Source organism: Streptomyces sp. NBC_01320 (assembly GCF_035974375.1).
Classification (GTDB): Bacteria; Actinomycetota; Actinomycetes; order Streptomycetales; family Streptomycetaceae; genus Streptomyces; species Streptomyces yanii.
Map to the genome: position 1 here is coordinate 1,677,562 of NZ_CP108390.1, position 12,530 is coordinate 1,690,091.

Annotated in this window: 12 protein-coding genes; 9 read left to right on the forward strand and 3 right to left on the reverse strand. The window is 66.7% G+C overall.

Annotated features, from left to right (window positions below; translation table 11 throughout):
• Positions 1-31: 31 nt before the first annotated feature.
• Entirely contained in the window at positions 32-1,801 is a 1,770-nt protein-coding gene (locus tag OG395_RS08100) for an alpha-L-fucosidase (RefSeq protein ID WP_327242268.1), read from the forward strand.
• Positions 1,802-1,859: 58 nt separating this feature from the next.
• Complete coding sequence (locus OG395_RS08105; RefSeq protein ID WP_327242269.1) at positions 1,860-1,997, forward strand: hypothetical protein; 138 nt, start codon at positions 1,860-1,862, stop codon at positions 1,995-1,997.
• Between the two features lie 741 nt (positions 1,998-2,738).
• Here OG395_RS08105 and OG395_RS08110 read toward each other — a convergent pair.
• The 3 genes from OG395_RS08110 to OG395_RS08120 are packed head-to-tail and all read right to left on the reverse strand — an operon-like array spanning position 2,739 to position 4,373.
• Positions 2,739-3,473, reverse strand: a complete 735-nt coding sequence (locus OG395_RS08110) for an alpha/beta hydrolase (protein WP_327242270.1) — start codon at positions 3,471-3,473, stop codon at positions 2,739-2,741.
• Positions 3,474-3,522: 49 nt separating this feature from the next.
• Positions 3,523-4,209, reverse strand: a complete 687-nt coding sequence (locus OG395_RS08115; RefSeq protein ID WP_327242271.1) for a hypothetical protein — start codon at positions 4,207-4,209, stop codon at positions 3,523-3,525.
• Positions 4,158-4,373: a hypothetical protein gene (locus OG395_RS08120; RefSeq protein WP_327242272.1), complete on the reverse strand. Its 216-nt coding sequence runs from the start codon at positions 4,371-4,373 to the stop codon at positions 4,158-4,160. Before OG395_RS08120 ends, OG395_RS08115 begins: the two co-directional genes overlap by 52 nt.
• Positions 4,374-4,644: 271 nt before the next feature.
• On the opposite strand from OG395_RS08120, the gene OG395_RS08125 reads away from it, so the two are divergent.
• The 7 genes from OG395_RS08125 to OG395_RS08155 all read left to right on the forward strand — a co-directional run bounded on the left by OG395_RS08125 (position 4,645) and on the right by OG395_RS08155 (position 12,510).
• The gene (locus tag OG395_RS08125; RefSeq protein ID WP_327242273.1) at positions 4,645-5,358 is read left to right on the forward strand and encodes a leucine-rich repeat domain-containing protein; all 714 of its coding nucleotides are present in this window, start codon (positions 4,645-4,647) and stop codon (positions 5,356-5,358) included.
• Positions 5,359-7,158: 1,800 nt separating this feature from the next.
• Positions 7,159-8,562, forward strand: coding sequence for an ATP-binding protein (locus tag OG395_RS08130; RefSeq protein WP_327242274.1), 1,404 nt, complete (start codon positions 7,159-7,161; stop codon positions 8,560-8,562).
• Between the two features lie 11 nt (positions 8,563-8,573).
• On the forward strand, positions 8,574-9,005 hold the full coding sequence (locus tag OG395_RS08135; protein ID WP_327242275.1) for a roadblock/LC7 domain-containing protein: 432 nt from the start codon (positions 8,574-8,576) through the stop codon (positions 9,003-9,005).
• Positions 9,002-9,385: a DUF742 domain-containing protein gene (locus tag OG395_RS08140; RefSeq protein ID WP_327242276.1), complete on the forward strand. Its 384-nt coding sequence runs from the start codon at positions 9,002-9,004 to the stop codon at positions 9,383-9,385. Before OG395_RS08135 ends, OG395_RS08140 begins: the two co-directional genes overlap by 4 nt.
• Complete coding sequence (locus OG395_RS08145) at positions 9,357-9,977, forward strand: GTP-binding protein (RefSeq protein WP_442818527.1); 621 nt, start codon at positions 9,357-9,359, stop codon at positions 9,975-9,977. Before OG395_RS08140 ends, OG395_RS08145 begins: the two co-directional genes overlap by 29 nt.
• On the forward strand, positions 9,974-11,266 hold the full coding sequence (locus tag OG395_RS08150; RefSeq protein WP_327242277.1) for a cytochrome P450: 1,293 nt from the start codon (positions 9,974-9,976) through the stop codon (positions 11,264-11,266). The genes OG395_RS08145 and OG395_RS08150 overlap by 4 nt, the downstream gene beginning before the upstream one ends.
• Before the next feature lie 164 nt (positions 11,267-11,430).
• Complete coding sequence (locus tag OG395_RS08155; protein ID WP_327242278.1) at positions 11,431-12,510, forward strand: polyprenyl synthetase family protein; 1,080 nt, start codon at positions 11,431-11,433, stop codon at positions 12,508-12,510.
• The last annotated feature ends 20 nt before the right edge of the window (positions 12,511-12,530 follow it).

Here is a 12,530-nt window from a genome sequence, read left to right on the forward strand (position 1 = left end):
CGGCTGCAGAAGCAGCGGGAGGACAGCGACGATGCACCCCCAAGTCACCAGTTTGACCAGAAGTTTGAAGGCGACGTTCGCGACAGCCGCCCTCGTGGCCGGTTGTGCTCTGGCCGCCGGCGGCCCGGCCCAGGCCAATCCAGCCCCCAAGCCCATCGATGCCTACCCCGCAGCGATCCCGCTGAGCACCGACACGAACATCGCGAACTGGGAGAAGCTCCAGTTCGGCATGTTCGTGCACTGGGGCATGTTCTCCTCCTACGGTGGCTACTACAACGGGGTGCAGCAGACCATCGGCTACCCGGAGCAGATCAAGGCGTGGATGAACATCCCGACCTCCGACTACCTGGCCAGCGCGCACCAGTTCACCGCCGACAAGTTCGACGCTGCCCAGTGGTGCGCCACCGCCAAGGCGGCGGGTGCCAAGTACTTAGTGCTCACGTCGAAGCACCACGACGGCTTCGCCATGTGGGACACCGCGACCACCGACTACAACGTCGTTGCTCAGACACCGTTCGGCCGTGATCCCATCAAGGAGCTGAGCACCGCCTGCCGCGCTCAGGGCATGGGCTTCGGTCTGTACTTCTCCATCATCGACTGGACGTTGCAGACCCCCGAGCCGTATCAGAACCTGAACCCGATTCCCGACTCGATGATGCCGTACATCAAGTCGCAGCTGACCGAGTTGCTGACGAAGTACGGGCAGCTCGACGAGCTGTGGTTCGACATGGGCAAGCCGACCGCCGCACAGAGCGCGGAGATGGCGGCGACGGTGCACCAGCTGCAGCCACAGACCATGGTCAACTCCCGGGTCTGGAACAACAAGGGCGACTTCGAGGTCGGCGGCGACAACTCGGTGCCGACCAGACAGCTGCAGGCGCCGTGGCAGTCTGCCTACTCGATCTTCCCGATGTGCTGGGGTTACTGCACCTGGCCGAGCGCCGATCGCTCCGACGCCTCCAAGACGTCCAAGACCACCCAGCAGGTCAGGTCCCTGTTCACCGTGACATCGGGCGGCGGCAACTACCTGTTGAACGTCGGACCGCAGGGCAACGGCGCCATCGACGACTTCCAGGCCGGTGTGATGGCCGGAATCGGCGCCTGGAATGCACGCCACCCCAACGCCGTCGAGGGTGCCCGGCCGACGCTCTACGGCCGGATGTCCTGGGGCGACAGCACGATCAAGGGCAACGCGGTCTACCTCGGCGTGAGCAGCTGGCCGAACGGCGGTGGCGACATCAGGCTGCCCGGTATGGCCAGTACGATCCTCGACGTCACAGTGGACGGCACGGCTGACCAACTGCCGTACCGGATGGACGGCAACGATCTGGTGATCACCCTGCCGGCTCAGCCGACCGATGCCGACCTGCCGGTCATCAAGGTGCACACGGACGGTGCGCCGCTCGTGCGGCCGGCCGGCACCGCCGTCAGCGTGGACCGGCACTTCTCGATCGCCGCCGGTTCTCTGACCAGTCGGCTCTCGCCCATCAACGGCGGCCGCAATGCGTCCTCCGTGACCGGGTGGCTGGCCGGCCAGGATGGCAACATCGGTTGGAACGCGGCCAGGGTCACCGTGTCCGGCACGTTCAAGGCGGACACGAAGTACCGGATCACCCTCGGCGAGACGTCCGTGGTGGCCACTGGAGCGCAGCTGGCTTCCGGAGCGGTGGACGGCCTTCGGTACCGATCGCAACGGATCACGCCGATCACGATCGCGCTGGCCGACCCCGACTACTTCGCTGATCCGTTGGGGGCGACCGTCACGAACATCACCGTCGACGGCTACCGCGGGAACTCCTGAGCGTCCGATCCCGGTGCCGACTTCCCTCCCGAGCCGGCACCGGGGTCCTCTCCGGCTCATGAGCACCGCGGGCGGTGGGGTGCACCCCAAGAGCCAGGCTCAACGAACCAAGCAGGGCTCGTCGGTCTTCTACACCGCGACGGCCGCCTCGGAGCCCGCTGCGGCCGAGCCTCAGCAGGAGGCAGTGGCCGGCTGAGCACTCTGACCAGGGACTTTCTCCGGGCCTCGGGTGTCGGGCACCAAAGGGGGTCCTCAAGTGCCCTCCGAAGTGGGGGCCCAAGGAGCCCACTTCGGCTTGCCCGCTGCGGGCCAGCCATCCGGCTCAGTCGATGAATGGTTGTCATCGTCGCGTCTCCTTCTCTGCCCCGGTCGGGGCGCTGATCCGAAGGAGCAGCGTGCGGGGGTACCCCTTGACCGCGGTCTGACGGTGGCCGCCAGCGAGGGTGGTCAAGAAAAAACGTGGCGACCGCGACCGGGCGGCGGACCCGGACAAGGGGTGGCTACCCGGTTCGCCGCCCGAGTCGGCAGCTGGACAAGGGGGCCCGATTACGCCTCACACGCCTAGTTCCTCCCCTCCCGTGGAGCGGAGGGAGAAATCTCCGGCCGCTGTCCACAGGCCGCCGGCTGGAGGCTGCTGGGACGTCGTCGTGATCGGCACGACGGCCGTACGTCAGGAGCTGCCCCTGTCCCTCATCGTTCCCCTCTTGGCTTTGTTCACGAGAACCGCGAGAACCGACAGCACCTGTACACGCGTTTGGGCAGCACTCGAAGCTCCGCAGAAATCGAACAGTTCATGACTTCAGGCAGCACGGGCCCCTGCCGAGAGTTCAGCAGGGGCCCACAGTGTGGAGAGCTGTGGAGAGCCAGGACCTGTCCTCGATGAGCGGAATGCCGGCAGACATCAGCTACCGTCTGCTGCCGGTCTCACGGCCCGGCCTCACTTCAGATGTCGGGTGAAGAACTGGGCCGCGGCGTCTCCCGCGAACTGCGGGACGCCGGTGTGCCCGCCCATATTGGCGTGCAGGGACTTCTCCTTGGAGCTGAAGGCGTCGAACAGGTCCAGAGCCGCCTGCCGGTCGTTCCGTTCGTCGTCCCACTGCAGCAGGACGTGCAGCGGAATAGTGACCTGCCGGGCCTCCTCGAACATGGTGCGAGGCACGAAACTCCCGGCGAAGAAACCGGCGGCCACGATGCGCGGCTCGACCACCGCAAGCCGGATGCCAATGGAGATCACTCCCCCCGAGTACCCGACCGGGCCGCCGATCTCGGGCAGCAAAAGGAGGGCGTCCAGGGCGGCCTGCCATTCCGGGACCGCCTTTTCGACCAGCGGGAGGATGAGGGCGTCGACGATCTCGTCGCTGACCGGCTCGCTGGCCTCCATCGCCCGGCGCAGATCGGCGCGGGCCTGCTCGACGGCGGGCCAACGGGGCCGGTCGCCGCTTCCGGGGAGCTCGATGGTGGCCGTGGCGAAGCCCTCCGCCGCGGAGTGCCGGGCCCTGGCCACCAGTCGGGGGTACATCTTGCGCAGCCCGAGGGGCGGGTGGCCTAGCAGGATCAGCGGCGCCGGCGCGGATGCGGATGCAGGTGTCCACAGGATGCCGGGGATCTCACCGAGAGTGAATTCGCGTTCGAGGACGCCGTCGTCGAGGCGCTGCTCGGAAGTGAAATGCATGGTCGTGCCTTTCGGGAGTGCACTGGAACGGCGCTCCCGGACGACCTGTCTATCGCCCGACCGTGACCCCAGAGGGGAGCACCCATGTCGATACTGCGTTCACGGGTACCACCTCCTCGATCTCTCGCACGGCCTCCGGAAATATAGCAGTGGTCGCCCCTCGTCCTCCAGCTCCGGGCGGGCGGGGTCGGCGTCCTGTGGCGCGAGCAGCAGCTCGGGGGCTCGCCGCTTGCTGGTGCGCGGCGACGTCGTACGCCCGGCCCCCCACAGCCGTCGCGGTGGCAGTGCGCAGCTTCTCCCACACCACCGCACCGGCGAGGACAGCACGCTCGTAGCTCAGCGGCACGCGCGGTATCTCCCACTCCCCCGGCTCCTGGTCCGGGGGCGCGGCCGGCGCGCCGGGGTCGGCCGAGGGTTGCCGGTCCGGGTCAGGCACGGGAGTTGGTGAGCGCCGGGCGGGTTCGAGGTCGGACAGGGCCCACCGGGCGGTGTAGAGGCGGTAGCCGGGCTCCTGGCCGCGCGATGTCTTCGGCTCGCTGATATCCAGGCAGTGGGTGGAGAGCCCGGCGTTCACGATTCGGTCGTCCAGGTCGGGGTCGCGGCGATGGCCGCGCAGGACGAGGGCGAGGTGGCGGCGGGCTTCGGCGAGCAGGTGCCGGCGGTGGAAGAAGGCGTCCTTGTTCATCACGAACACGATGGCGGTGACGTCGACGGCCGCCAGGGCGACGTCGACCACGGCGGCGACCCGGCCCGGATCGCTCGGGCTGCGGCGCGGGCGTGCTCAAGGAGCGACTCGATTATGTCGACGGCCACCCCGGAGGTGTCGATCGCGCTCTTCTTCCAGTCGGCGCGCAGTTGCGCGAGGGGCCGGGCCTTCTGCTTCTTGGGAGGGCGTGTCATCTTCGCCGCCATCCGGTTCAGCTTGGCGCGGGCACGCGCGGGTTCGCGGATTCCGGGAGTGGTGAGACGATGAGCCCGGTCGCCGGCCCACAGTTGGAGGTGGCGGTTGGGAGCGGGTTCGACTGGCCATTAGTAAGCACTGGGCCAGCCAGATGAAGATCCGTACCTTGGGCCCATGGTGGATGAAGGAGAACCGAGACTCTTTGTGAACCGGCGGGGTGACACATCGGACCCGGCACCAGGGGGACATGGTTCCTACCGGGATGTGTGCGTGTGCTTCGACCAGGTCAAGCCCCGTCCGCGAGCCCGCGTCGGTTTCCACGCCGAGCGCCAGGACACCTCGGCCGCTGGGTGGCAACGTCTGCTGGAGTTGGTCGACGAGGCTGCGGACGACGGGCGGGAGGAGTTCCGTCCTCTCGTCGAACTCGGCACCGAGGAACGACGGCAGGTCATCACCCTGCCACCGAGCATCGCCAAACTGACGGCGGTCAAGCACTTCGTGCTCTACGGCAGCAACCTGGTCCGAATACCGCCCGAGATCGGTGCAATGAGCAGCTTGGAGGAGTTCACCCCCTACACCTCATACCGGCTGCACTGGTTTCCCTACGAGATCACCCAATGCTCCAAGCTGGCCCGGAGCACAGTAAGCACCCGCGCCCTGTTCGGGAACTACAAGCTCCGTCCTCCCTTCCCCCGGCTCCAGCCCTGGCAGGACTCCGTTGCTGATCTCGACCTGACAGAGCTTGATGCCCGGCGCTGGGGAACCACAGCCATCCGTGGGTGCAGTGTCTGCGATCGGCCGATCGAGCAGGGCGGGCTCCACCAAGTGTGGATCTCTCTGCGGGTGGCCACCGATGTCCTGCCTCTCTTGGTCAATGCCTGCTCGGCAGCTTGCGTTTCTGTCCTTCCCTCCGGCGCCGAGGACTACGTGCGGCTGCCGCATACAGGCGGCAGGGTCAAGCAGCCACCGTCCGACTGGGACTGATCTCGTTCATGTGCGCGCCGGCGTAGCGGCGCACGGCTCCGCCGCTGTCGGAGTACTCATCGAAGTGCCCAGCCGGGTACACGCGAACATGCTCACTGCGTCGTACACGACGACTGTGCCGGGGTCACCCAGCCATCAGTTCACCGGCGGAGCAGGGCCGCCAACCTACGGCTTTGGCGGTACGGCCGATACGGGCAGGGCAAGGACGCGCGCGAGGGCGGCGATGACGGGGGTGAAGTGGTCGGGCAGGTACTGCGCCTCGGAACCGTCGAAGCCCACCTGACAGGAGTATCCGATGGCGGCCGAGGCTGGGGTACCACTGACGGACCTTGTGCATGCGCACGGGCCATCGGTGGCTGTAGCGCGGTGGGTCGAAGGATTCTCCTGTTCGGCGGGAGCGGTCCGGTGACCTCCGCAAGTCGATCAGGCGGATCGATCCGGGGTCCGGAGCGAGGGGGTCCCTATCAGAGCCTGGACGGTCGGTGCCGCCCGTGGGCGGGGCTGTTCCGCCGGTCGCTGTGGTGACGCCTTGTGCGGCGAGGCGCCAGAATGCGAAGAGATACCGTTCCGGGAAGTCGCGATACGGGTCCTCGATCGGCTCACCGTTCCACTGAGCGGTGTGAGGCGCCGATTCATGGTCGACGCCGGCCAGATCTCCGACGGCGCTGTGGAGCATGCGCCGCCCCTGGGCAGCAACCGTTGCCTCGGCGTGCTCCAACGTAGTCCTTGAGGAGGCATCTGCGCGCATGCCGTTGGTCCCCGCGGGAAACCACGGAGGTATCGGGTGACCGCCGGCCTTCGCCTCTGCCAGGAACTCCTCCCACGACGGGGTCCCAGTGGGGCCGGCGGGGCGGGACATGCCGCTGACCCCGACTGCTGGGAACTCCTCGCCGGCAGGGCCGTACATGGTGTTGAAGGTCCAGCCCAGAACGCTGAGGTCGCCCAGCTCGGTGTCCCGGCTGAGGAGAACGACCGGTTCCGGCAGTGCCACGAGGCCAGTTCGCAGAGGGATGTCGGTATCGCGGTCGAGGGTGAGCAGATCTGCGGGGTCCAGAATCATGGCAGCCGCCATGACCGCCGAGTGTGCCGCAGGTGAAATCACGCAGACCTCTGCGTGCCGCAAGAGAGCGAGCTGCTGCACTCGTTCCCAAACCGCGTAATCGGCGATGAGCTGGGTGGTGTGCGGCCATGGGCCGAGGTATCCGGCTTCACCGAACATCCAGGCCGCCGCCTCTTGCCACGCCAGATCGAGCGGCCGGTGGGAGCGGACCTGATGCCACAGGGCATGCATGAACGTTCAGTCGGTTACTGCGGCGAAGTGAGCGGCCGCGTAGGGGTTTTCTTCGAGCAGCAGGCTCGTCAAGCGCCGAGCGCCGAGCGGGCTGCGGCAGCGGCAGTCCACTGCCGGGCTTCCTCGAGGCCGAAGGTCATTTCGCGGCTGGAGCGGTGTTCTTGTGGGAGCACGACCGGCTGGCGGAGAGTGCCATTGTCCACGCCGTGCGAGCAGCGGGAACCCCACAAGCAAAGATCATCTGACTCGTAACTGCGGGGCCCTCCACCGCTGCGTGCAGAGATCAACTCCAGTAAGCTGAACGCGCTTTCGGCTCGAGCCATTCCTCGGGCCCCGACTCGGCCTCGCAGTCGTTTGTCTGCGGTGCCAATTTTGTCCTGCACGAACGGTCCACAAATAGCCACACGTTACTCCTGTCCGCCAGTTCATCGGAGACGGCACTCACCTATGGGGGGGTAGACCGCAGCGTCGTTCTTCGAAGGCTCGACCGACCCCTAGGACCACTCTCCGTGACCTTGTCCTCAAAAATCGCCCTTTCCCTCGGCGTCTTGTCCCTCCTCCTAGCAGTCTGGGCGCTGCTCCTGGCACGCTCGCGCCGCAAACTCATACGCCGGGGCCGAGACTTGTCTGCGGAGGCGCAGGCCGCCAATTCCCGCGTGCAGGCTGCCGAGGGCCGCGCTCGAGCCGAGGTGCAGAAGAGGGAGACCGCAGAGTCCCGCACGCAGGAAGCCAATACCCGCGAGGCGGAGCTTCTCGACGAAGTGCGTCACCTCGCCTCCCAGCGGCTTCCCGCTCTCGCACTGCACCTGATCAGCTCTCATCACCCGGTCCCCGGACTGCTGCACAAGAATCTCGCGGGGTCCGAGGCTGGACAGCTCCTCGACGCACTGCCCGAAGCTGTCTCTGGAATCGTCCTCAAGGAGAGGCGCCGCATCGACGCCGCCGCTCGGGCTGCCCTGCGCGGCGCGACTCAGGAGTCCCAGGCTCTCTCCTACCGGCTGCAGACGAATATCGTGGGTCTTCAGCACGAGTTCAGCGCGCCGCCCCGTCTGACGCAGACCCTGCTTGAGTCTGACCACCTCAATGAGCAGAACCTGCGCCTCACGCAGAGATCCGCCATCGTGTGCGGAGGCTGGCCGGGGCATGTCCGCAAGGACACCTACGTGAGCGAGGTCGTCAGTGGCGCCTCCTCCCGACTGCGCGGCTTCGAACGCATCAACATCGTTTCTCGGCTCAGCGTTTCCAACATCGGAGTTGTCGGGCGCGCTGCCGAGCCTGTTGCTGTGGTCTGCGCCGAGCTGATGGCCAACGCGCTGGAGCACTCCCGTGACGACCTCATGGTGGACGTCAGCTTGATCCAGACCGGCAACGGCAGTGTGTGCATCACGATCGACGACGCTGGCAAGGGCATGACTTCAGAAGCGCTCACCCGCGGCCGAGGTCTGATATCGGGTGAACAGCAGGAGGTGATGCTCCTCGAGCTCGGTGACCCGCCGTCCATGGGCTTCGCCGCCATCGGCCGCCTCGTGGCCGACTACGGCCTCCACGTCTCCATCGACACTTCCTCTCCCTATGGTGGGGTGCGCGCTGTGGTGTCAGTTCCCGAGAACTTGCTGACCTCGATCGACGAAAACGCCACACCTCCGTCGGTCTTGGCTCCCCAAGCCGCCGTGGCGCCGCAGGCTCACAAGCGGCCCGCCACTGCCGACTCGCCCGCACCCGCACCCGCGCACTCGCCCGCGCCTACCGCCGCGGCGGAACTGCCGCAGCGCCGCCGCCGTTTCTCAGCGACAGCCACCAATGATGACGCCGCCGCAGCGCCCCGCCCCTTGGACCCGGAGGACACCGGTGCCATCTGGAGCGATTTCCAAAGTGGCCTCACCAGCGGCCGGTCCGTCACCGATTCGGAGTAAACACTGTGACCATGCCTGAAGCTCACGAAGAGACCGGCCCGTCCGCCTGGGTCCTGAAGCCCATCACCGAAATCCCTGGTGTTCGGCACGCACTGACTATGACTCTCGACGGGATGGTCCAGGCCACCTCCGAGAACCTCACCAAGGACGAGGCAGACGGCATCGGTGCGATGACTGCCGCGCTGCACTCCGCCTCTCGTGCCGCCACCAACGCCGTTTTGGGCGCCCCTCCGAGCACTCCACTCAGGACCGTCACCACGCACAACGATCAGGGCACCTACATGGTCATGCCGGTCGGCGAAGGAACCAACACCCTGATCGCGGCAGCGGGCGATCAGGACATGCCCATGGGGGTGGTCGCGGCGACCATGGCCCGCCAGGCAATGAAACTCGGAGAACAAATCATGTCCGTTCCCGCCCGTACCAGCGACCGGGCGTCATGAGCCGCGGCCAGGAACGGCGACGTCTGCTTCCGGCCTACCTAGCCACCGGAACCAGCCCCGGCACCGGCCTCTCGGGCACCCTCGATTCGCTGGCCGCTCTGCGTGCCAGTGGTCTGCCCCTCGCCAGGTACCACACGGCGGTGCACCAGCGCGTGGTCGAGCTCGTGACCGACGGATCTCTCAGCGTCGTCGAACTAGCCGGCTATCTCGGCCTCCCGGTCAGCGTGACGCTGGTGCTTGCCGAACAACTTGTCACTGACGGTCAGTTAAAAGCCAGCGTCCCGATTCCGGACGCTCTCCGCGCGTCGAACGATGGCCGACCGTCGAAAGAAGTCCTGGAAGAGGTTCTGAGTGGACTCCACGCTCTCCTTGCCGCCTAGCTCGCCTCCCGTCTACCTGCCTGAGGGAGAACACCGAAGGATCAAGATCCTTGTTGCCGGCCCGCTCGGTATCGGCAAGACGACTGTAGTCAAGTCGCTGTCGCAGATTCCGACACTGCACACCGACGAGGTCATGACGAACGCGGCGGTCGCTACCGATGACCTCGGCCACGATGGACTGCGTGACAAAACCACCACCACGGTCGCCATCGACTTCGGCCGTCTGACCCTGCCGGGCGACAAGATCGTTCTGTACCTGTACGGAACTCCTGGGCAGCGCCGCTTCCTTCCTCTGTGGGAAGGCATCGCGTTCGGAGCGCTCGGTGCCCTCGTCCTGGTCGACACCCGGCGGCTCAAAGACTCCTGGGAAGTGATGGAACTCATCGAGGAGCGCGGTTTGCCGTACGCCGTCGCTGTCAATGTCTTCCCTGACTCACCCAAATACGACCTGGCGCTCATCCGTTCGAAGCTCGACCTCGCCCCACAGACCCCACTGGTCACCTGTGACGCACGAGAGAAGAACAGCGGCCTCAACGCCCTCATCCAACTGACCGCCCATTCCATAGCCCGTGCCGGAGTCGAAGCCTCGTGACGCTCACACCACCCGAAGCACCCGTGTCCCTGCATGGGGCCGAACACGCCGCGAACCCGCAGCGCAGCTATGAGCTGCTGCGCCTGCAGGGGCCGGTCGGCGTAGCCGAGGTGGCCCCCGGTGTCGTGGTCCGCCTGGTCACCGACTACCGGGCCGCCCTCGACCTCCTCCAGGACGCCGATACGTGGACCAAGGACACCCGGGGCTGGCTGCCGCAGGTGCCGCAGGACAGCCCGATCCGGCCCCTGGTGGAGTGGCGGCCGAGTCTGTTCTTCGCCGACGGCGAGGCACACGCGCATCTGCGACGTGTGATCACGGACAGCTTCGGTCTCCTGGACCCCCATGATGTGCGCGTCCTGACATTCCGCTATGCCGACACGCTGCTCCAGGAATTCGCTGATACCGGGACGGTCGACCTCGTCCGCCAGTACGCGCAGCAGCTGCCCCTGATGGTCTTCAATGCTCTGTTCGGTATGCCGGACGAGGAGGGCCCGCGGCTTGTGTGGGCGCTCGGGGCGATGATGGACAGCGATCCGGAGACACAGGCAGCGGGCGGGCAGTCGTTCGGCGCCTATCTCGAAACCCTCTACGGGACCAAGGCGGCACAGCGCGGCCACGATTTGACCTCCTGGTTCATCGATCATCCCAATGGGCTGAGCCAGGAAGAGGCCGTCCACCAGATCCTCATCACCCTCGGGGCCGGGAACGAGCCACTGGGCAACCTCATCGCCAACACGCTCGTCCGTATGCTCAGCGACGACCGCTATTTCGGCACCCTGACCACCGGGAGCCTGCCCATCCAGCACGCCATCGATGACGCGCTGTGGCACGACGCGCCGCTGGCCAACTACAGCGTCCACTTCCCCAAGAAGGACGTGACCTTCCACGGCGCTCGCATCCCCGCAGGCTCGCCCGTCATGGTGTCGTACGCCGCCGCCAACACCTGCCCCCACTCGGGTATGCCGGCGGACGGCTATCGCTCTGGGAACAAGGCGCACCTGGCCTTCGCTGCAGGGCCCCATGCGTGTCCCGCCCGTGACGTCGCCATGCTGATAGCCACCGCCGCCATCGAGAGGCTGCTGACCTACCTGCCGGACATCGAACTGGACGTTCCCGCCGACAAGCTGACCTACCGCCCTGGGGCTGTCTACCGGACGCTCACCGCGCTCCCGGCCCGGTTCACCCCGCTGACGCCCGACGCCGACGGGGCCACCCCCTGGAGCCGGAGCCCCTCCCGCCCAGAGCGGGACAAGCCATTGGCCCCGACGTCAGTCAGGACTGAGGCGTAGAAGCCGTATCACCTGCCGTCGATCATCGCGTCGCGGTGGTGCCGACCGGGACGCCGGCCGGCACCACCGCAACAGCCATGGCGAGAAGACGCGTGCCGATGCTCCGTCCTCTGCAAGAACGGAACCGCGACAACGGGTCTCGAACGAAGGAGAATCAACCGCCGGTGACACAAACATTTCCCACGGAACTGCCCGACCTCTCTTCCCTGCGACAGAAGGTGGGAGCGGTTCTGACCGAGTTCCTGGACACCAAGGAACGTGCCGCGCCAGGAGCCGAGCTGCTCTACCTGACCACCGCGCTGCGCAGACTCCTGACCGGCGGAAAACGACTGCGGTCCCTGCTGTGCCTGTACGGATGGCAAGCCGCCGGAGAAACAGGCGACATGACTGCTGCGGTTCGCGCTGCCGCCAGCCTCGAACTTTTCCAGGTGTTCGCCCTGGTACACGACGACGTGATGGATGACAGCGACATCCGCCGCGGCCAGCCGTCCGCCCACCGTGCACTGGCCACCGCCTATACCGACGGCGGCGGTCCGGGCAGCAGGGCCCAGGCACACGGTCTGGGCGCGGCCGTCCTCCTCGGAGACCTGGCCCTGGTGTGGTCCGATGAGCTCCTGCGCACAGCGGACCTCAGCCCGGAGCGACTGGCACAGGTGCTGCCCCTGGTGGCCGAAATGCGGAGCGAGGTCATGTACGGCCAGCTCCTGGACTTGCAGACCACCGGCCGCCTTGCCGACGACATGGATACGGCATTACACGTTATTCGATACAAGACGGCTAAATACACCATAGAGCGGCCCCTGCACATAGGGGCGGCAGTGGCCGGAGCGACCCCACCCGTACTCGATGCCTGCACCGCCTTCGGCATACCGCTAGGAGAAGCGTTTCAGCTGCGGGACGACCTGCTCGGGGTCTTCGGTGATCCCGCCAAGACAGGTAAACCAGTACTGGATGACCTGCGCGAGGGCAAGGCCACCGTTCTGATGGCGCTCGCGGTCCAGCGAGCCTCCACGGCCGAACTGAAAACGCTGCGCGAGTTCGTCGGCCGAAGCGACCTCAACGAGGAGCACGCCGCCGCGGTCCGCACGATCCTGAACTCCACCGGCGCCCGGCAGACCGTGGAGGAAATGATCACCACGCGACGGGCGGCCGCCCTCGTCGCCCTGGACAACGCTCCGTTTTCGGGAAGTGTCACAGCCTCCCTGCGCCGGCTCGCCCTGGACGCAACGGCCAGGCAGACATAGTGCGTCGCCGCACACCGTCA

Bases quoted from the DNA above. Each gene is read 5' to 3' on its own strand.
- OG395_RS08120 (WP_327242272.1), bottom strand. From the start codon at position 4,373: ATGACACGCCCTCCCAAGAAGCAGAAGGCCCGGCCCCTCGCGCAACTG.
- OG395_RS08105 (WP_327242269.1), top strand. From the start codon at position 1,860: ATGAGCACCGCGGGCGGTGGGGTGCACCCCAAGAGCCAGGCTCAACGA.
- OG395_RS08135 (WP_327242275.1), top strand. From the start codon at position 8,574: ATGCCTGAAGCTCACGAAGAGACCGGCCCGTCCGCCTGGGTCCTGAAG.
- OG395_RS08140 (WP_327242276.1), top strand. From the start codon at position 9,002: ATGAGCCGCGGCCAGGAACGGCGACGTCTGCTTCCGGCCTACCTAGCC.
- OG395_RS08110 (WP_327242270.1), bottom strand. From the start codon at position 3,473: ATGCATTTCACTTCCGAGCAGCGCCTCGACGACGGCGTCCTCGAACGC.
- OG395_RS08100 (WP_327242268.1), top strand. From the start codon at position 32: ATGCACCCCCAAGTCACCAGTTTGACCAGAAGTTTGAAGGCGACGTTC.